The organism is Nostocoides sp. F2B08 (assembly GCF_009184895.1).
Classification (GTDB): Bacteria; Actinomycetota; Actinomycetes; order Actinomycetales; family Dermatophilaceae; genus F2B08.
On record NZ_WESE01000008.1, the window covers coordinates 121,671 to 139,305 of the forward strand.

At 71.0% G+C, this 17,635-nt stretch carries 17 protein-coding genes; 6 read left to right on the plus strand and 11 right to left on the minus strand.

The window, feature by feature from the left end; genetic code table 11:
- Positions 1–20: 20 nt before the first annotated feature.
- Positions 21–1,454 (plus strand): cysteine desulfurase/sulfurtransferase TusA family protein, encoded by a 1,434-nt coding sequence (locus tag GA707_RS16380; RefSeq protein ID WP_152179521.1) that lies wholly within the window; start codon positions 21–23, stop codon positions 1,452–1,454.
- Here GA707_RS16380 and aat read toward each other — a convergent pair.
- The 4 genes from aat to GA707_RS16400 all read right to left on the minus strand — a co-directional run bounded on the left by aat (position 1,437) and on the right by GA707_RS16400 (position 5,036).
- Positions 1,437–2,141 (minus strand): leucyl/phenylalanyl-tRNA--protein transferase, encoded by a 705-nt coding sequence (gene aat, locus GA707_RS16385; protein WP_226963884.1) that lies wholly within the window; start codon positions 2,139–2,141, stop codon positions 1,437–1,439. The genes GA707_RS16380 and aat overlap by 18 nt on opposite strands.
- Positions 2,138–3,124, minus strand: a complete 987-nt coding sequence (locus GA707_RS21380; RefSeq protein ID WP_226963876.1) for a carbohydrate kinase family protein — start codon at positions 3,122–3,124, stop codon at positions 2,138–2,140. The genes aat and GA707_RS21380 overlap by 4 nt, the downstream gene beginning before the upstream one ends.
- A gap of 160 nt (positions 3,125–3,284) precedes the next feature.
- Positions 3,285–3,638 carry an iron-sulfur cluster insertion protein ErpA gene (gene erpA, locus GA707_RS16395; RefSeq protein ID WP_226963877.1) on the minus strand — a complete coding sequence of 118 codons (354 nt, stop codon included), beginning with the start codon at positions 3,636–3,638 and terminating at the stop codon, positions 3,285–3,287.
- Between the two features lie 198 nt (positions 3,639–3,836).
- Positions 3,837–5,036, minus strand: coding sequence for a glycerate kinase (locus tag GA707_RS16400; RefSeq protein ID WP_152179525.1), 1,200 nt, complete (start codon positions 5,034–5,036; stop codon positions 3,837–3,839).
- A gap of 71 nt (positions 5,037–5,107) precedes the next feature.
- Here GA707_RS16400 and nadA point away from each other — a divergent pair, with 71 nt between their 5' ends.
- A complete protein-coding gene (gene nadA, locus GA707_RS16405) occupies positions 5,108–6,313 on the plus strand; it encodes a quinolinate synthase NadA (protein ID WP_152179526.1) in 1,206 nt (401 codons plus the stop codon).
- Between the two features lie 40 nt (positions 6,314–6,353).
- Here nadA and GA707_RS16410 read toward each other — a convergent pair whose 3' ends face one another.
- Genes GA707_RS16410 through GA707_RS16425 form a run of 4 tightly spaced genes read right to left on the minus strand, consistent with a single transcriptional unit; the run spans position 6,354 to position 9,666 of the window.
- Positions 6,354–6,911, minus strand: coding sequence for a hypothetical protein (locus GA707_RS16410; protein WP_152179527.1), 558 nt, complete (start codon positions 6,909–6,911; stop codon positions 6,354–6,356).
- Positions 6,904–7,131, minus strand: a complete 228-nt coding sequence (locus GA707_RS16415; RefSeq protein ID WP_152179528.1) for a hypothetical protein — start codon at positions 7,129–7,131, stop codon at positions 6,904–6,906. Before GA707_RS16415 ends, GA707_RS16410 begins: the two co-directional genes overlap by 8 nt.
- A 47-nt stretch (positions 7,132–7,178) precedes the next feature.
- On the minus strand, positions 7,179–8,243 hold the full coding sequence (locus tag GA707_RS16420) for a glutathione S-transferase family protein (RefSeq protein WP_152179529.1): 1,065 nt from the start codon (positions 8,241–8,243) through the stop codon (positions 7,179–7,181).
- 31 nt (positions 8,244–8,274) lie between these two features.
- Positions 8,275–9,666, minus strand: coding sequence for a dipeptidase (locus tag GA707_RS16425; RefSeq protein ID WP_255425096.1), 1,392 nt, complete (start codon positions 9,664–9,666; stop codon positions 8,275–8,277).
- A 120-nt stretch (positions 9,667–9,786) separates the two neighbouring features.
- Here GA707_RS16425 and GA707_RS16430 point away from each other — a divergent pair, with 120 nt between their 5' ends.
- On the plus strand, positions 9,787–10,383 hold the full coding sequence (locus tag GA707_RS16430) for a DUF3043 domain-containing protein (protein ID WP_152179559.1): 597 nt from the start codon (positions 9,787–9,789) through the stop codon (positions 10,381–10,383).
- A gap of 131 nt (positions 10,384–10,514) precedes the next feature.
- Here the strand turns inward: GA707_RS16430 and GA707_RS16435 are convergent, their stop codons facing one another.
- Together GA707_RS16435 and gcvT are read right to left on the minus strand one after the other, a co-directional pair.
- On the minus strand, positions 10,515–10,724 hold the full coding sequence (locus GA707_RS16435; protein WP_152179530.1) for a hypothetical protein: 210 nt from the start codon (positions 10,722–10,724) through the stop codon (positions 10,515–10,517).
- Between the two features lie 3 nt (positions 10,725–10,727).
- Positions 10,728–11,873, minus strand: coding sequence for a glycine cleavage system aminomethyltransferase GcvT (gene gcvT / locus GA707_RS16440; protein WP_226963879.1), 1,146 nt, complete (start codon positions 11,871–11,873; stop codon positions 10,728–10,730).
- Positions 11,874–11,964: 91 nt separating this feature from the next.
- Here gcvT and GA707_RS16445 point away from each other — a divergent pair, with 91 nt between their 5' ends.
- On the plus strand, positions 11,965–13,488 hold the full coding sequence (locus tag GA707_RS16445) for a leucyl aminopeptidase (protein WP_152179532.1): 1,524 nt from the start codon (positions 11,965–11,967) through the stop codon (positions 13,486–13,488).
- Between the two features lie 36 nt (positions 13,489–13,524).
- Here the strand turns inward: GA707_RS16445 and GA707_RS16450 are convergent, their stop codons facing one another.
- Positions 13,525–13,890: an oxidoreductase gene (locus tag GA707_RS16450; protein ID WP_152179533.1), complete on the minus strand. Its 366-nt coding sequence runs from the start codon at positions 13,888–13,890 to the stop codon at positions 13,525–13,527.
- A 222-nt stretch (positions 13,891–14,112) separates the two neighbouring features.
- Between GA707_RS16450 and lpdA the strand changes: the two genes are divergently transcribed.
- Together lpdA and sucB are read left to right on the plus strand one after the other, a co-directional pair.
- Positions 14,113–15,531, plus strand: coding sequence for a dihydrolipoyl dehydrogenase (gene lpdA, locus GA707_RS16455; RefSeq protein ID WP_152179534.1), 1,419 nt, complete (start codon positions 14,113–14,115; stop codon positions 15,529–15,531).
- A 144-nt stretch (positions 15,532–15,675) separates the two neighbouring features.
- Positions 15,676–17,625 (plus strand): 2-oxoglutarate dehydrogenase, E2 component, dihydrolipoamide succinyltransferase, encoded by a 1,950-nt coding sequence (sucB, locus tag GA707_RS16460; RefSeq protein ID WP_152179535.1) that lies wholly within the window; start codon positions 15,676–15,678, stop codon positions 17,623–17,625.
- Positions 17,626–17,635: the final 10 nt, after the last annotated feature.

Consider the following 17,635-nt stretch of genomic DNA (forward strand, 5'->3'; position numbering starts at 1 on the left):
GGTCGGGATACCGTCGGAACGTGCCGTCATCCCTTCTCCTCGACGCTGCTCAGGGCCCTCTGCACCCGGCCGCCAGAGAGACTTTGCTGGCCGCCGTCGACGCCGGCTGGGCCGATCCGCGGCGGTTGTACACCGAGGGGCGGCGGGCGCGCGCCCTGCTCGACCAGGCGCGCGAGATCCTCGCCAACGGCTTGGGGGTGCGCCCCGTTGAGCTGAGCCTGCATCCGAGCGGCGCAGACGCGCTGGCCGTGGCTCTCGAAGGTCTCGTGCACGCTCGGCGCAGGCACGGCCGGCGCCTGGTGGCCGGCGCGGTCGAGCACTCGGTCGTCCTGCGGTTCGGCCAGGCGCGCGCAGCCCGCGATCCGGCCGACGCGCTCGCCGTGGTGCCCGTCGACCGCCATGGGGCGATCGTCCCGGCGGCCTGGGACGCCGAGATGTCCGCCGGAGACGTCGCCGTGGCGTGCCTGCAGCACGCGAACGGTGAGGTCGGCACCCTCCAACCGCTCGCGGAGGCGTATGCGGTGGCCCGGTCCGCCGGTGTGCCGCTCCTCTGCGATGCGCAGGCCTCCTTGGGACGGGTCGCGTCGCCACACACCGCGGACGTCGTCGTCGGCAGTGCGGCGAGCTTCGCAGGGCCGCCGTCGATCGGACTTCTCGCGGTCCGGGAGGGCACCCGGTTCGCCCTCCCGGGGCACCGACGGGAGGCCGAGCACGGTCGCGCCGAGTCCGACCCCTGGGTCCCCCTGGTTCTCGCCGCGGCCGAGGCATGGCGTCAGGTGGAGGCCGAGCGTGAGCGCGAGTCGCGGGAGGCCTCCGAGCTGGTCGAGCGGCTCAGGCATCGAGTCGGCCTGATCGAGGGTGTCGTCGTGGCGGGTCACCCCGAGAAGAGGCTCCCTCATGTCCTCACCGCCTCAGCGCTCTACGTCGACGGCGAAACCGTCGTCCACGCGCTGGCCCGCGAGGGACTGCTCGTCGCCTCGGGGTCGGCCTGTACGGCGTCGACCCTCGAGCCGAGCCACGTCCTGGCCGCCATGGGAGTGCTCACCCAGGGGAACGTGCGGATCACCCTCCCGCTCGCCGCGGTCGCTCCCGAGCGGGCAACGGCGGTCGACCGGTTCCCGGCCGCGCTGGCCGAGGCGCTCGCGGCGGCACGCGCCGGACTGTGGCCGGGCTCCGGGCCGGACGACGTCAAGAGCTCCACGGCGACCCTGGACGCCAGGGGTTCACTCTGTCCACAGCCGATCATCGACCTGGCCCGCTGGTGGCGCCGCAACCCCGACGCCCCCGGAGTCCGCCTGGTCGCCGACGACGAGGCCGCCCGCGCCGACGTGCCGGCCTGGTGCCGGATGACCGGGCGTGAGCTGCAGGAGGTGCGGGATCTCGAGGAGGGGGGCACCGCATACCTCGTCGGTCGTGGTCGGCCTACGGACCAGGAGTCACTCGAGGACGACTGACGGCGCACGGACGGCTCGGCCGAGCCGCTCCACGTACTCGGCTCGCGGCATCGCGACGACCCCCAGTGAAGCCAGATGGGGGGTGCGCCACTGCACGTCGACGAGCCGAGCGCGGGGGTCATCGCCCCCCGTGGTCTCGAACAGGCGCTCGACGAGGCCGAGGAGGGCCACCTTGGACGCGTCGGTCTCCCGGTGGAACATCGACTCGCCGGCGAAGAACCCGCCGATGAGCACGCCGTACAGTCCCCCCACCAGGCGTCCGTCGCGCCACGTCTCGACCGAGTGCGCCCAGCCCAGCTCGTGCAGGCGGGTGTAGGCGGCGATGATCCGCGGCGAGATCCACCGCCCGCTTCGCGACGGGTCCGCACAGGCGCCGATCACGTCGGCGAAGGCCGTGTCCACTCGGGTCTCCATCCGCCGGGCCGAGCGCGTCAGCGAACGTGAGACGTGCATACCGCCCGGGAGCAGGACCCCGCGCGGATCCGGCGACCACCACCCGATCGGCGGGGAGCCGTTGCGACCGATGCCCATGGGGAACAGTCCGGCGCGATAGGCGGCGAGCAGTGTCCCTGGCTCGAGATCGCCACCGACCGCGAGCAGCTCCTCCCCCGGTTCGGCACGGTCCAGCGAGAAGCCCCAGCGCGAGGGGGGCGGCTCGACCGGACGTGCGGACGGCACGCCGGTCAGGGCCTCGGGCAGTGCAGATGCGGTGCTATCTCGCTTGCGGACTCCTCGCCGTAGCTCGCGCGCAGACGCTCGAGGAAGGCGCTCTCGGACAGGCGGTACTCCTGCGTCCCCACCGTCTCGATGACGTATGCCGCGAGCACCGACCCCAGCTCGGCGCATCTGCGGTGCGGGAGACCGTTGACGAGCCCGGTGAGGAAGCCTGCACGGAAGGCGTCGCCGACACCCGTGGGGTCGACCGGCTGGACCCCGACGGCGACGTCGACGTGCACCGGCTCCTCCCCCCGCGTATCAATCGTGGCGCCGTCCTTGCCCTTCGTCGTCACCCGGGTCGTCACGCGGTCGGCGATCTCGTCCGAGGACCAGCCGGTCTTGTGCTCGGTCAGGTGCGACTCGTACTCGTTGGTGAACAGGTAGTCGGCTCCGTCGATGAGGCGACGGATGAAGGCCCCGTCGGCGAAGGCGAGCTGTTGGCTGGGATCGGCGACGAAGCGTAGACCCCGGGTCCGGCACTCCTCGGTGTGTCGGAGCATCGCCTCGGGGTCGTCCGCGCCGATGAGCACGAGGTCGAGCCCGCCGACGCGGTCGGCGATCGGGCCGAGCTCGATGGTCCGGGCCTCGGCCATCGCCCCCGCGTAGAACGTGGCCATCTGGGCCATGTCGGTGTCGGTCGTGCAGACGAATCGGGCGGTGTGCAGAGTGTCCGAGACGTGCACCGACTCACAGTCGACGCCGTGCCGCTCGAGCCAGGACCGGTAGTCCGCGAAGTCCTCCCCGACGCTGCCGACGAGGATCGGCCGCTGACCCAGGTGGGCCATGCCGAACGAGATGTTGGCGGCGATGCCGCCCCGGCGCACCTGCAGGTCGCTCGCGAGGAAGGACACCGAGATCTTGTCGAGCTGCTCCACCACGAGACTGTCGGCGAAGCGACCCTCGAACGTCATGAGGTGGTCGGTCGCGATGGACCCGCAGATGGCGATACGCACGGCGTCAGACGCTACCCGATGAGCGGGGGCCCTCCTCCGCGCGGCGTCCGGTCCGTCCCGGGCCGCAGTGCGCGGCGACGCCCTCATCCGGCCAGCAGTACGACGGCCCCGCACCCGGATCGGGTGCGGGGCCGCCGTCGTGAGGTCGAAGGGCCTCGGCTCAGCTGAAGCTGTCTCCGCAGGCGCAGGAGCTGCCTGCGTTGGGGTTGTCGATGGTGAAGCCCTGCTTCTCGATGCTGTCGGCGAAGTCGATCGTCGCGCCCTCGAGGTAGGGGCTGCTCATCCGGTCCACGACGACCTCGACACCGCCGAAGTCGCGCACGAGGTCGCCGTCGAGGGTGCGCTCGTCGAAGTAGAGCTGGTAGATCAAGCCGGAGCATCCGCCCGGTTGGACCCCGACCCGCAGGCGGAGGTCGTCCCGACCCTCCTGCTCGAGGAGCGACTTGACCTTGGTGGCGGCGACGTCGGTGAGGATCACGCCGTGGGTCTTCTCCGTGGTGGCCTGCTCTGTCACTGATCTCATCCTTTGGCTGTGGGGTGGCGAGCCGGTGCGGTTCGTACCGCTGCAACGGCCGCGACAGGCCCGGTATTTCCCCGGACCCGGGCTCCTCGACGGAACGGGTTCCGGGCGCGATCCCGGTGAAGCGGCGCGCAGGCGGTCCGGCGCCTCTTCAAGGATACGTCAGGGCGCGGACGACGCCTTGCGCACCGGCTACGGCGTGCCGCGCCGGCGCGGGGACCAGGTGCGCGCCACCCGGGTCGTCCGCGCGCTGAGCGTGGTCACGGGGTCGAGCATCGAGGCCTCGACCTCCTTCGGGGTCTCGGCCAGCGCATACGCTCCGGACAGCCCGACCGTCATGGTCTCGCGACGGCCCACGAGCACCTGACCGGCGATGACGATGCTCGGGGTGGCCACCTCCAGGGCTGCTGCCGCGACCCCTGCCACGACCTTGCCCTGCAGGCTCTGCCAGTCGAAGCACCCCTCGCCCGTGACGACCAGGGCCGCATCGGCGATTCTCTCCTTGAGGCCGACGACCTCGAGGACGAGGTCGACGCCGCTGGCCGGCCGCGCGCCGAGGACCAACAGCCCGTATCCGAGACCGCCCGCGGCCCCGGCTCCCGCCGTCCGGTCCAGCCGGAGGGGTCGGCCGGTGAGGAGGTCGGTGGGGGCATCGAGCGCCCCCGTGGCGACCTCGTGGAACCGGCCGAGCGCGGCCTCGAGGTGCTGCGCCTGCTCGGGCGTGGCTCCCTTCTGCGCGGCGAAGACCGCGCTCGCGCCCTGCAGCCCGAGGAGCGGCGACGCGACGTCCGTGGCCGCGACGATGTCCACCCCGGACAACCGCTGCCGCACCTCCCCCAGGCCGCTCAGCGCCGTGTCCTTCAACTCGTGCAGCTGACCTCCGCCCATCCCGAGATCGTCCCGCAGCCCCGCGCCGAGCGCGGCGAGCATTCCCGCGCCGCCGTCGTTGGTGCCCGAGCCGCCGAGCCCGACGACCACCCGTCGAGCGCCCTCGGCGAGGGCGACTTCGATCAGCTGACCCACGCCGTAGGTGGAGGTGCGCGTGGGGTCGCGTTCCGCGGCGTCGAGCAGGTGCAGACCGGCCGCCTGGGCCGACTCGATGTATGCGGTCGGCACGGCGCCCTCTCGCCCACCGGCGGCGCGGTCGATGAGAACCGCAGCGGGAACCGGGCGCCCGAGGGGGTCCTCGACGGTCACGATGAGCGTCTCGACACCACTGTCGGCCAGCCCGGTGCCGAGGACGTCGAGGAAGCCGGGGCCGCCGTCTGAGAGCGGGATCTGGACGACCTCGTCGTGCGGGGCCCCCTCGCGCCACCCGTCGGCCATGGCGGCCGCGGCCTGGGCGGCGGTGAGGGTGCCGGTGAAGCAGTCGGGGGCGATGACGACGCGCACGGGACGAGCCTACGGCGCACGGCGGCGGCGAGGTCGCCACGCGTCCCATGGTCGCGGCCTACGATCGTCGTATGACCTCGACCGCATCCCCCCTGCCGCTCCTCGTCCTCGGCGCCGGCCGTGACCTGCACAGCGAGCGGGGCGTGGAGTGCCCCGGAGATCTGCCGGCCCCGTCCGACCCGGCCCTGGTGGAGCGGGCCCGAGCCGCCAAGGCCGCCCTGGGCGACCAGGTGTTCGTCCTCGGTCACCACTACCAGCGCAACGAGGTCATCGACTTCGCCGACGTGACGGGGGACTCGTTCAAGCTCGCCAAGGAGGCGGCGGCCCGCCCGCACTCGCCGTGGATCGTGTTCTGCGGCGTGCACTTCATGGCGGAGTCGGCGGACATCCTCACGTCCGACGAGCAGACCGTGATCCTGCCCGACCTCGCCGCCGGGTGTTCGATGGCCGACATGGCCGCCATCTCCCAAGTGGAGGACGCCTGGGACGACCTCGTCGAGGCGGGCGTCGCCGAGGACACGATCCCTGTCACCTACATGAACTCATCGGCCGCGATCAAGGCGTTCACCGGCCGGCACGGGGGCACGATCTGCACGTCGAGCAACGCCCGCACGGCCCTGGCCTGGGCGCTCGAACAGCGTGGCTGGAGTCCGGAGGACCCGGCCGGCTCGCAGGCGAAGGTGCTGTTCCTGCCGGACCAGCACTTAGGTCGCAACACCTATGTCCGCGACCTCGGGGGATCCCTGGACGACTGCGTCGTGTTCGACCCACACCGCCCCATGGGCGGGCTCACGGTCGAGCAGCTGCAGTCGGCCCGGATGATCCTCTGGAGGGGGCACTGCTCGGTCCACGGGCGGTTCACGGTCGAGGCGGTCGAGGCCGCCCGCCGGGACATCCCCGGCGTCAAGGTGATCGTCCACCCCGAGTGCCGCTACGAGGTGGTCGAGCTCGCGGACGAGGTGGGTTCGACGGAGAAGATCATCAAGACGATCGCGGCCGCACCGGCGGGGACATCCTGGGTCGTCGGCACCGAGCTCAACCTCGTCCAGCGCCTCGCCCAGCAGTTCCCCGAGCAGCGGATCGCGTTCCTGGAGAAGAACGTCTGCTACTGCTCGACGATGAACCGCATCGACCTGCCACACCTCGTCTGGGCGCTCGAGTCGCTCGTCGAGGGTCGGGTCGTCAACCCGATCAGAGTCGACGAGCAGGTCGCGCACTACGCCCGCGTCGCGCTCGACCAGATGCTGGCCCTCCCGGGTGAGACGAACAAGGACTGAGGGGGGCTGGCGCACTCCGGGGGAACCTTGCCCACAGAGGTCACTGCTCCGGCGGGACCTCGAGGTCGCGCACGAGATAGAGCCACGGGAAGGCACGAACCGCCACGGTCCAGCCCTCGGTCTCGTATGCGTTGGTCGGGCGGGTCCACACCACCCGGCGGTGCTCCCACTGGGTGTCCGTTCGCTCGACGACATGATGCAGAATCCCCGCACCGACCGTGCGCCACCCCTGGCGTCCGGCGATCTCGAGCTCGGACATCTCGTCGATGGCGGTCACCGGTCCGACGCGGCGCACCCGCGCGCCGTCCGGGGGGCTCCAGGTCCCGCCGAACCGCTGTTGCACCGCCTGCCGGCTCAGGCCCAGGGCGTCGCCGATCGCCGCCCACGAATGACCCCCTCCCCTCGCCGCCGAGACCGACTGCGCGAGAAGATCCTTGACCGCTCGTTCGGCAGCCGCGGCGCGGCGCACGACCGCGAGGTGGTCCTCCGCCGACTCGGGGTCGAAGGCCGTTCCATCGACCTCACTGCCCAGGATGGCGGCAGCGATGCGGTCGGGCAGGGCCGGATCCCCCGCACCCCCCGCGGAGCCGTCACTCATGACGATCGGCGCTGGGCCGCCACATCCCCTCACTCGCGACCGTCCGCCCGCCGGGCCGGAAGGATTGGACGGCGAGGTACAGGCCGAGGACGACGAGCGCGCCACCCGCACCCTGGAACATTCCTCTGACGAAGCCGCCATCCGGCACGGCACTGAGGGCGAAGGTGACGAGTCCGACGCCGATGACGGCGACGGGAAGGAGACGGAGCCAGAGTGACATGTGTCAAGATTATCTTGACATACACTGGTGTCAAGATCATCTTGACATCACAGGGACCGGACCAGGCCGTCCTCTCCCAGGAGGGGGTTGTGGGCCACGGGGACCCGCTCGGTCTCCGACGGCGCACCCGGTGCAGTTCCCTCGCCGAACGGCGAGCCGCCCAGCTCCTCTCTCCCGTGTGCGGTGAGCCATCCGGCGAGATCCGGCCCGGCGGGAACGACCTGGGTGGGGTTGATGTCCGTGTGCACCTCGTAGTAGTGGCGCTTGATGTCGACGAAGTCGGTGGTGTCGCCGAACCCGGGGGTCTGGAAGAGATCCCTCGCATAGGCCCACAGGACCGGCATCTCGGTCAGCTTCGTTCGGTTGCACTTGAAGTGACCGTGGTAGACCGGGTCGAAACGGGCCAGGGTCGTGAAGAGCCGCACGTCGGCCTCGGTGATGGTCTCGCCCACGAGGTAGCGCTGCTGTGAGAGTCGTTCGGAGAGCCAGTCGAGCGCGGTGAAGAGTCGGTCATAGGCGTCCTCGTAAGCCGACTGCGTGCCGGCGAAACCGCACCGGTAGACACCGTTGTTCACCTCGGTGTAGACGCGGCGGTTGACGGTGTCGATCTCGTCGCGGAGCTCGTCCGGGTAGAGGTCGGGCGCACCGTCCCGATGGTGGTCGGACCACTGGGTGGAGAAGTCGAGCGTCATCGAGGGGAAGTCGTTCGTGACGACCTTGCCGCTGGAGATCTCGACGAGCGCGGGGACGGTGATGCCCCGGGGGTACTCCGGGTCTCGGGCCAGGTAGGCGTCCTTGAGCCTCGGGATGCCCAGGACGGGGTCGAGACCGTCCTCGTCCTTGTCGAACGTCCAGCTGTCGGAGTCGTGCGTCGGCCCGCAGATCCCCATCGAGATGACATCCTCGAGGCCGAGCAGGCGGCGGACGATGATCGCGCGGTTGGCCCATGGACACGCCCGCGCCACGACCAGCCGGTACCGACCCGGCTCGACCGGCCACAGACCGGACGCGCCGTCGGCATCCGCCCCCTTCGAGACCACTCGGTCGGTGATGTACGTGGTGTCGCGCTCGAAGCTCGGCTCGACGTAACGGCCCTGCGTGCCCTCGCTCATGACGTGGTCCCCTTCGCTCGTTCTCGGTGTGTCATCGGCGTTCGGGCCGCTCGGTCCCGGCCCCGGTTGCCGCCAGCTCGCCCAGGCGGGCCAGCAGGATCGCCTCCGCGACGCATACCCGCTCGAACTCGCCGAGGTGGAGCGACTCGTTGGCTCCGTGGGCGCGCGTGTCGGGGTCCTCGACCCCGGTGACGAGGATCGCTGCATCGGGGAAGCGTTCGGCGAACGCGGCGACGAACGGGATCGAGCCGCCGACCCCGATGTCGACCGGTGCTCTCCCCCAGGCGTCCTCGAACGCGCGGCGGGCGGCGTCGTACACCGGTCCGTCCGCGTCTGCAGCGAAGCCCAGTCCCCGTTCCTCCAGCTCGACCTCGACCCGAGCTCCCCAGGGAGCCTGGCGGACGAGGTGCTCCTTGACCCGTTCGAAGGCGTGCAGGTCGTCCTCGTCGGGAGCGAGCCGGACCGAGACCTTCGCGCGGGCGGTCGGAACGAGGGTGTTCGAGGCCGTCTCCACTGTGGGGGCATCGATGCCGATGACCGTCGCCGCCGGCTTGGTCCACAACCGCGACAGCAGCGAGTCCGAGCCGATCGTGCCCACCCCGTCGAGCAGGCCGGACTCCGCACGCAGCCGCTCCTCCGAGAACTCCAGGTCGGCGGCGTGTCCCGAGCGCAGTCCCTCGACGGCGAGGTCGCCGGCGTCGTCGTGGAGGCCGGCGAGGACGCGGACCAGCGCCATGAGAGCGTCCGGGACCGCTCCGCCGAACATCCCGGAGTGCACGCCGTGGTCGAGGGTCGAGACGGTGACGACGACGCGGATCATCCCCCGCAGCGTCGTGGTCAGCGCGGGCTCGCCGATCGCCCAGTTCATCGAGTCGGCCAGGACGATGGCATCGGCACGCAGCCGCTCGCCATGCCGCTCCAGGATGGTCGGCAAGGAGTCCGACCCGATCTCCTCCTCCCCCTCGACGAAGACCGTCACCCCTACCGGAAGCCGGCCGGCATGTGCCCGCAGCGCGGCGACATGCGCCATGATCCCGGCCTTGTCGTCGGCCGCGCCCCGCCCGTACAACCGCCCGTCGCGTTCGACCGGCTCGAAGGGTGGGCTGTCCCAGTCGCTCTCCTCGCCGGTCGGTTGGACGTCATGGTGGGCATAGAGCATCACGGTCGGAGCACCCGGAGGGCCGTCGATGTGCCCGATCACCGCGGGCCGACCCCCCTCGGACACGATCTCGACACTGAGGCCCTCCGCGCGGAGTAGCTCGGCCGTCGCCTCCGCACTCGCGCGCACGGTGGCCTGGTCGTAGGCCGAGAGCGAGATGCTGGGGATGCGGGTGAGCCCCTCGAGATCCGCCCGGACCTGCGGCATGAGAGCCCGGACGCGCTCCGCGATCTCCTCCACCGGGACGCTGTCCGACCCGCTCACGCCTCCCGCGCCCTGACCCGCGTCATCGCTCCCCGTCTCGTTCGTCGCCTCGTCGCCCGTCACGAGAGTCACCCTAGCGAGGGGTGTGAGGTGGTGCGCGTGACATACAGTGCTGCTGTGATGGGCAAGGCGACGTTCGGTCGGAAGAAGCAGGAGGCGGAGGAGACCGCCCCTGCTCCCAAGGAGCACGAGTACCGCGAGGGTGCGAAGAACCGACCGACGCCGAAGCGCAAGGACCAGGAGGCGGCGCGGAAGCGGCCACTGGTCCAGACCGATCGAAAGGCCGCCAAGCGTCAGGCCCGCGAGGAGCGGCGCAAGGCCGCGGCGATCCGCCACCAGGCCATGCTCACCGGTGACGAGAGCCATCTCCCGGTCCGAGATCGCGGACCGGTGCGCCGCTACATCCGGGACTACGTGGACGCCCGCTGGAACGTCGGCGAGTGGCTCCTCCCCATCATGCTCATCACGCTCATCGTGTCCTACCTGCGCCCCACCCAGACGACCCTCGCGATCACGATGATGCTGTACCTGCTCGTCCTCTTCGCCATCGGCGACGCCATGCTCACCTGGCGTCGGATCAAGGGCCAGCTGTCGCAGAAGTTCTCCGACGCCGAGCTGCGCGGCGGCGGCTTCTACACCTTCATGCGGTCCTTCCAGCTGCGCCGGTGGCGGATGCCGCGCGCCCAGGTCGGTCGCGGACAGTTCCCCTCGCTCTAGCGAGTAGTCGGTCAACTCCCCGGAGCCAGGCTCATCGGGCCGTCACATTCGGGCGGAGCACGAGTAGTCGGTCAACTCCCCGGAGCCAGGCTCATCGGGCCGTCACATTCGGGCGGAGCACGAGTAGTCGGTCAACTCCCCGGAGCCAGGCTCATCGGGCCGTACACGTCCACTCCGTTGCACTGCAGCGTCACCGCCGCGACGCCGCGGTCGGCGAGCTGCTCCCAGGACTCACCCAGCCACGCTTCCGCCTCGACCTGATTGGGGAACGTCGAGCCCGCATCGGCGTCGACCGCTCGGCCGCCGTCGTCGAGGCAGACCCACGTGTATGCGTCACTCACCGGTCAGTCCTCCCGAACCGAGACCTCGACGAAGGGCGGTTTGACGACCTCGGCGGGGATCTCGCGGCCCCGGACGTCGATGACGACCTCGTCGCCCACGGCGACCGAGCGGTCCAGCAGAGCAAGGGCGATCCCCTGCTTGCGGGTCGGCGAGAAGGTCCCCGAGGTCACCTCGCCGACCACCTCCGATCCGGACAGGACCGCGCAGTGCGCGCGCGGGATCCCCCGACCGGTGGCGACCAGGCCGCGCATGAGTCTGGACTCCTTGGCCGCACGTTGCGCCGCGACAGCCCCCTTGCCCCAGAACGTGTCCTTGTCCCATCCGACCGCCCACGCCGCCCCTGCCATGACCGGCGTGATGTCCGGGCCCAGGTCGTTCCCGTGCAGCGGATATCCCATCTCGGTGCGGAGCGTGTCGCGAGCGCCGAGCCCACAGGGTAGTCCGCCCTCATCCTGAACCGCGGTCAGCAACGCGTCCCAGAGCCTGGGCGCGCTGGCCCACCGGGGCAGGAGCTCATAGCCCCGCTCACCGGTGTAACCGGTGCGGCAGACGATGACCGGCTCGCCCTCCCACTCCGCCTGGACGAAGCTCATGTAATCGTGTCCGACCGGAAGCCCCAGGGACTTCAGCACCTCGTCGCTGCGAGTGCCCTGGACGGCGATGACGCCGTACCGGTCGTGCTCGTCCGTGACGGTGATCCCCTCCGGCGCCGCGGCCCGCAACAGCTCCACCACGCGTGCGGTGTTCGCCGCGTTGGGGATGAGGAACACCTCGTCGTCGCCGACGAGGTACTGGATCAGGTCGTCGACCACTCCCCCGGACTTGTCGAGGCACATCGTGTACTGCGCCCGGCCCGGCCCGACCCGGCGGAGGTCGTTGGTGAAGCACCTGTTGACGAAGTCCGCCGCCCCCGGCCCCGCGACCCGGGCCTTGCCGAGGTGCGAGACGTCGAAGACGCCGACGCGCTCGCGCACCGCCGTGTGCTCGGCGACGACACCCCCGCCGGCATACTCGATCGGCATCGACCAACCGCCGAAGTCGGCGAGCTTGGCGCCAAGGGCGACATGCCGCTCGTGCAAGGGGGAGGTCCGCAGTCCCGGCCGTCCCGAGGCGCCCGTGTCATCGGTGTTCAGGTCTTCGGTGGTCATGGCAGTCAACCTACCGGGACGCTTAGGGTGTGCACACCGCCGTGCACCGGCACGCGCCCCCGATGCGTCCCCCATGAAGGAGTCACCACCGATGCCTACCGTCGCCCTCAGCAGCAGCGACCCCGCAACGCTCTCAGCGGATGCTCTCGTCATCGGGGCCGTCTCGGTCGACGGGACCGCGACCCTTCTCAGGGGTCACGGACTGCCGAGGTCCGCCGCGAGTCACCTGAAGTCGGCCCTCGAGACGACCGGCGCCACGGCCAAGGCCGAAGAGGTGTCGAGCTTCGTCGCCGTGCCCGGGGTCAAGGCCAAGCGCGTGCTCGTCGTCGGACTCGGCACCGGGACCCCCTCCACCGCCCCGACCGACCCCGAGGTGCTCCGCCGCGCAGCAGGCGCGGCGGCGCGGACTCTGAAGAAGGAGGCGAAGGTCGTCCTCGCGCTGCCGACGGCGAGTGCCGAGGGCGTGTCCGCCGTGGCCGAGGGAGCCTATGCCGGCGGATACGACGTCCGGAGGCTGACGTCGAAGGACGCGCCCGCCCCGCGCATCGACACGATCACCGTCGCCACCGGCGTCGACGACGGCGCTCTGGCGGGTCGCGTCGAGGTCCTCGGTGCCGCCCGGGCCTGGTGCCAGGACCTCGTGAACACCCCACCCAACCTGCTGTACCCGCAGTCCTTCGCCGATGCCGTCACCGACAAGGTTCGCGAGACCAAGGCTCGAATCACGGTGGAGGTCATGGACGAGAAGGCCCTCGCCAAGGGCGGGTTCGGAGGGATCCTCGCCGTCGGTCAGGCGAGCGCTCGCCAGCCGCGACTCGTCACCATGACCTACAAGCCCCGCGGCGCCAAGGCGTCGATCGCCCTGGTCGGCAAGGGCATCACGTTCGACTCGGGAGGTCTGTGCATCAAGCCGGCAGCCTCGATGCTGACGATGAAGTGCGACATGGCCGGGGCGGCGGCCGTGGCCGCCACCGTCCTCGCGGCGGCTCAGCTGAAAGTCCCCGTCGCCGTGACCGGATACCTCTGTCTGGCCGAGAACATGCTCAATGGCAACGCCTACCGTCCGAGCGACGTCGTGACGATGCGGGGCGGCACGACGGTCGAGGTCCTCAACACGGACGCCGAGGGTCGGATGGTCATGGCGGACGCCCTGGCCCTGGCCAGCGAGAGCAACCCCGACGCCATCATCGACATCGCGACCCTGACCGGGGCTCAGATGATCGCCCTCGGCAACCGGGTCGCAGCCGTGATGGCCAACGACGACGCGCTGCGCGAGACCATCGCCGCCATCGGCACCGGCGCCGGGGAGCCGATGTGGCCGATGCCTCTTCCGGAGGACCTGCGCGCCGCGCTCGACACCCCCAACGCCGACATCGCGCACAAGGGGGACCAGTGGGGCGGAATGCTCACCGCGGGAATCTTCCTCTCGGAGTTCGTCGGCACGCCCAAGGGCGCCAAGGCAGAGCCGGGGATGCCCGCTCCACGCATCCCGTGGGCGCATGTCGACATCGCCGGCCCGGCATGGAACGACAAGGCACCGTGGGGACACACCCCCAAGGGTGCGACCGGCTTCGGCGTGGCGGCGCTGCTCTCCGTCCTCGAGACCTACGCCTGACCGGGTTCTGCGCTCGGCGCGCAAGCCGGCATTCCCTCAGCCACGGTCCTCTCGGCGGCGGCGCTGGTCGCGCCGCTGCCGGGCGTTCCAGTCCCGCATCCGCTGCGGGTAGCCGGTGAGGTTGATGTCGTACACGGGAACACCGAGCTCCTTCGCGAGGGAAATGCCCGCCGACGGGTCAGGGATCGCCCGCCGGGTCCACTCCCCCTGGAAGTCGATGAGCACCATCGTCGTCGACGTGACATGCGTCGCGGGCTCGATGTAGGCCTCGACCCCGACCCGGGTCCGTTCGAACTCTCGGAAGTGCGCGAGAACCTCGCCCCGGCGGGAGCGACCTGACTCCGCACCTGTCGTCGGGTCCGCGACCGCCCGTCGCTTCGAGCCGAACCTCCACCACGCCATGCATCCCAACTCTAGGGCCTCGCCATGGGAGCACCGGTCCGGCCGGAGGCCGGCGACAGTGCCCCAGCCCGGGTGGCGCCGCGGGATGGCAAGATGATCGGACGGCCCGACCGGCCGACAGCCGCCGACGTCTGCGCCCCGCGCTGCCCGGCACTCATCCATCGACTGCGCCACCGACCACCGGCGTCGGTGCAGCCCTCGACGAACAGGAGTCCGCCACCCATGCGGGAGACCCAGCGCACGCCCGAGACCGACTCGACCGACGCATACGACCTCGTCATCCTCGGCGGTGGCAGCGGAGGCTACGCGTGCGCGCTGCGGGCGTCCCAGCTCGGCCTCTCCGTCGCCCTCGTCGAGAAGGACAAGGTCGGGGGAACGTGTCTGCACCGCGGGTGCATCCCGACCAAGGCGTTCCTGCACTCCGCCGAGGTGGCCGACACCGCTCGCTCGGCCGACCGGTTCGGGGTCCGCGCAACGCTGGAACGGGTCGACATGCCCGCGGTCCTGTCCTACAAGGACGGCGTGGTCGGCCGCCTCTACCGCGGGCTGAGCGGGCTCGTGTCGAAGGCCGGAGTCACCGTGGTCGAGGGCGAGGGCCGGGTCGAGGCGGGCGACGATGACACTCCCGATGTCGTCGTCGGAGAGCGGCGCTTCCGCGGTCGGTCCCTCGTCGTCGCCACCGGCTCGTTCGCGCGCACCCTGCCGGGTCTGCAGATCGGCGGACGCATCATGACGAGCACCGAGGTGCTCGAGCTCGACGACGTCCCCGCCCGGACGGTCGTCCTCGGCGGCGGTGTCATCGGTGTCGAGCTCGCCTCGGCCCTGGCGTCCTTCGGGTCGGAGGTGACGGTCGTCGAGGCGCTGCCCCGTCTCGTCGCCGCCGAGGACGAGGCCGCCTCGACCGCCCTGACCCGCGCGTTCACCAAGCGCGGCATCACGATCCGCACCGGCTCCCGCTTCGAGTCGGCGACCCAGGACGACGGTGGCGTCGCCGTCACGCTCGAGGGGGGTGAACGGCTCGAGGCCGACATCCTCGTGGTCGCCGTCGGACGGGGGCCGGTCACCGAGGGCCTCGGTCTGGAGGAGGCGGGGATCGAGGTCGCCGAGGGCTTCGTCGTCACCGACGAGCGGCTGCGCACCTCGCACCCGACGGTGTATGCGGTGGGCGACATCGTCAAGGGGCTTCAGCTCGCGCACCGCGGGTTCGCCCACGGCATCTTCGTCGCCGAGGAGATCGCGGGACGTGCACCGCAGCCCGTGTCCGACCACCTGATCCCCCGGGTGACCTACTCCCATCCGGAGATCGCCTCGGTCGGGCTGACCGAGGCGGCCGCCCGGGAGCAGCACGGCGACGACGCCGTCGCGACGTACCAGTACGACCTCGGCGGCAACGGCAAGGCGCAGATCCTCGGGACCGCCGGCTTCGTCAAGGTCGTCCGGGTCGTCGACGGACCGGTCGTCGGGATGCACATGGTCGGCGACCGGATGGGTGAACAGGTGGGCGAGGCGATGCTCGTCGTCGGCTGGGACGCCGTGCCCGCGGACGTCACCCCCTTCCTCCACGCCCACCCCACCCAGAACGAGGCCATCGGCGAGGCAATGCTCGCGCTGGCCGGACAGCCGCTGCACGCGCACGGCTGATAGCCATAGGGTTACCGGCAGGTCAGTCCCCTCGGGAGCCTGCCGACCTGATAAGCATGATCAAGACCACAGCACCCAAGAAAACACCACCCGAGAACACAGAAGTCCTCTAAGCGCATACCGCAGGAGCGAAGGAGCAGCTCGATGTCCGAACGCGTGACCATGCCGGCCCTTGGTGAGTCCGTGACAGAGGGGACGGTGACCCGGTGGCTGAAGAGCGTCGGGGACCGCGTGGAGGTCGACGAGCCCCTGCTGGAGGTGTCCACCGACAAGGTCGACACCGAGATTCCCTCGCCCGTGGCCGGTGTCCTCGAGGAGATCCTTGCCGAGGAGGACGAGACCGTCGAGGTCGGGGCCGACCTCGCAGTGATCGGCGACGGCTCCGGCGCGGAAGGCTCAGCCTCCGACGACGACTCCGCGGACACACAGCCAGAGGAGCCTCAGCAGGACGAGGGCGGCCAGGATGAGCCCGAGCAGGGCGAGGCGGCGGCCGCCGCGGCCCCATCCGACGAGCCGGAGGAGGCTCCCGAGCCCGCTCCCGCGCAGGCGGACTCCGCGGGTGAGTCCTCTCGCGGCGAGGTCAGCGGCGGGGAGACGGTGACCATGCCGGCCCTCGGCGAGTCGGTCACCGAGGGCACTGTGACCCGCTGGCTGAAGCAGGAGGGCGACGAGGTCGCGGTCGACGAGCCGCTGCTCGAGGTCTCGACCGACAAGGTCGACACCGAGATCCCGTCCCCGGTGGCCGGCACCGTGACCAAGATCCTCGCGCAGGAGGACGAGACGGTCGAGGTGGGCGGCGCACTCGCCATCGTCGGCGGCTCGGTCGAGGGGGGCGGCGACTCCGGTGCGGGGTCGGCCGACACCGAGCAGGCCGGTGGCGACGAGGAGCCGGAGGCGGGATCGTCCGAGGCCGAGGCGGCCGAGGATGCGGGCGCGTCCGAGGCGGAGACTCCTGTCCAAGCGGCCACCGAGCCGGAGCCCGAACCCGAGCCCAAGCCCGAGCCGGCCAAGGCCGAGCAGTCGGCACCGCAGGAGGCGGCAGAGAAGGAGGCTCCGAAGACGTCCGACACGTCGCAGCCCCAGGAACAGTCAGGTGGCGACGCCGCGGGCTACGTCACTCCGCTCGTCCGCAAGCTTGCGGCCGATCACGGCATCGACCTGTCGTCGTTGAGCGGAACGGGCATCGGCGGCCGGATCCGCAAGCAGGACGTCCTCGCCGCGGCCGAGGAGGCCAAGAAGGCCGAAGAGAAGAAGGCCGAGGAGGCTCGGGCGCAGGAGGCGACGTCCGAGGAGGCCGCTGCTCCCGCCCAGCAAGCCGCAGCGACGGCGCCGGCTGCTCAGCAGCCGGCCTCCCGGCCGTCGGCCGACGCATCGGGCAAGCGCGGGACGACCGAGAAGATGTCACGTCTGCGCCAGACGATCGCCAAGCGGATGGTCGAGTCACTCCAGGTCTCCGCCCAGCTCACGACCGTGGTGGAGGTCGACGTGAGTCGCATCGCTCGGTTGCGGGACCAGGCGAAGGCGGACTTCGCGAGGCGTGAGGGCACGAAGCTGAGCTACCTGCCGTTCTTCGCGCTGGCGTCCGTGGAAGCACTCAAGGCCCACCCGACGATCAACGCATCGGTGGACGGCGCCGAGATCACCTACCACGGTGCCGAGCACCTCGGCGTCGCGGTCGACACCGAGCGCGGGCTGCTGGTCCCGGTCATCCGGGATGCGGGCGACCTGAACATCGCCGGGCTGGCCCGCAAGATCGCCGACCTCGCGGCGCGGACTCGCGACAGCAAGATCACCCCCGACGAGCTGTCCGGCGGAACCTTCACGATCACGAACACGGGTAGCCGTGGCGCGCTCTTCGACACGCCGATCATCAACCAACCGCAGGTGGCCATCCTCGGCACCGGCGCGGTCGTCAAGCGGCCGGTCGTCATCGACGACGGCTCCGGCGGGTCCACGATCGCGGTTCGGCCGATGGTCTACCTCGCTCTGTCGTACGACCACCGGGTCGTCGACGGGGCCGATGCCGCGCGGTTCCTCACGACGATCAAGAACCGTCTCGAGGAAGGTGCCTTCGAGGCCGACCTCGGCCTCTGACCCGCCGACG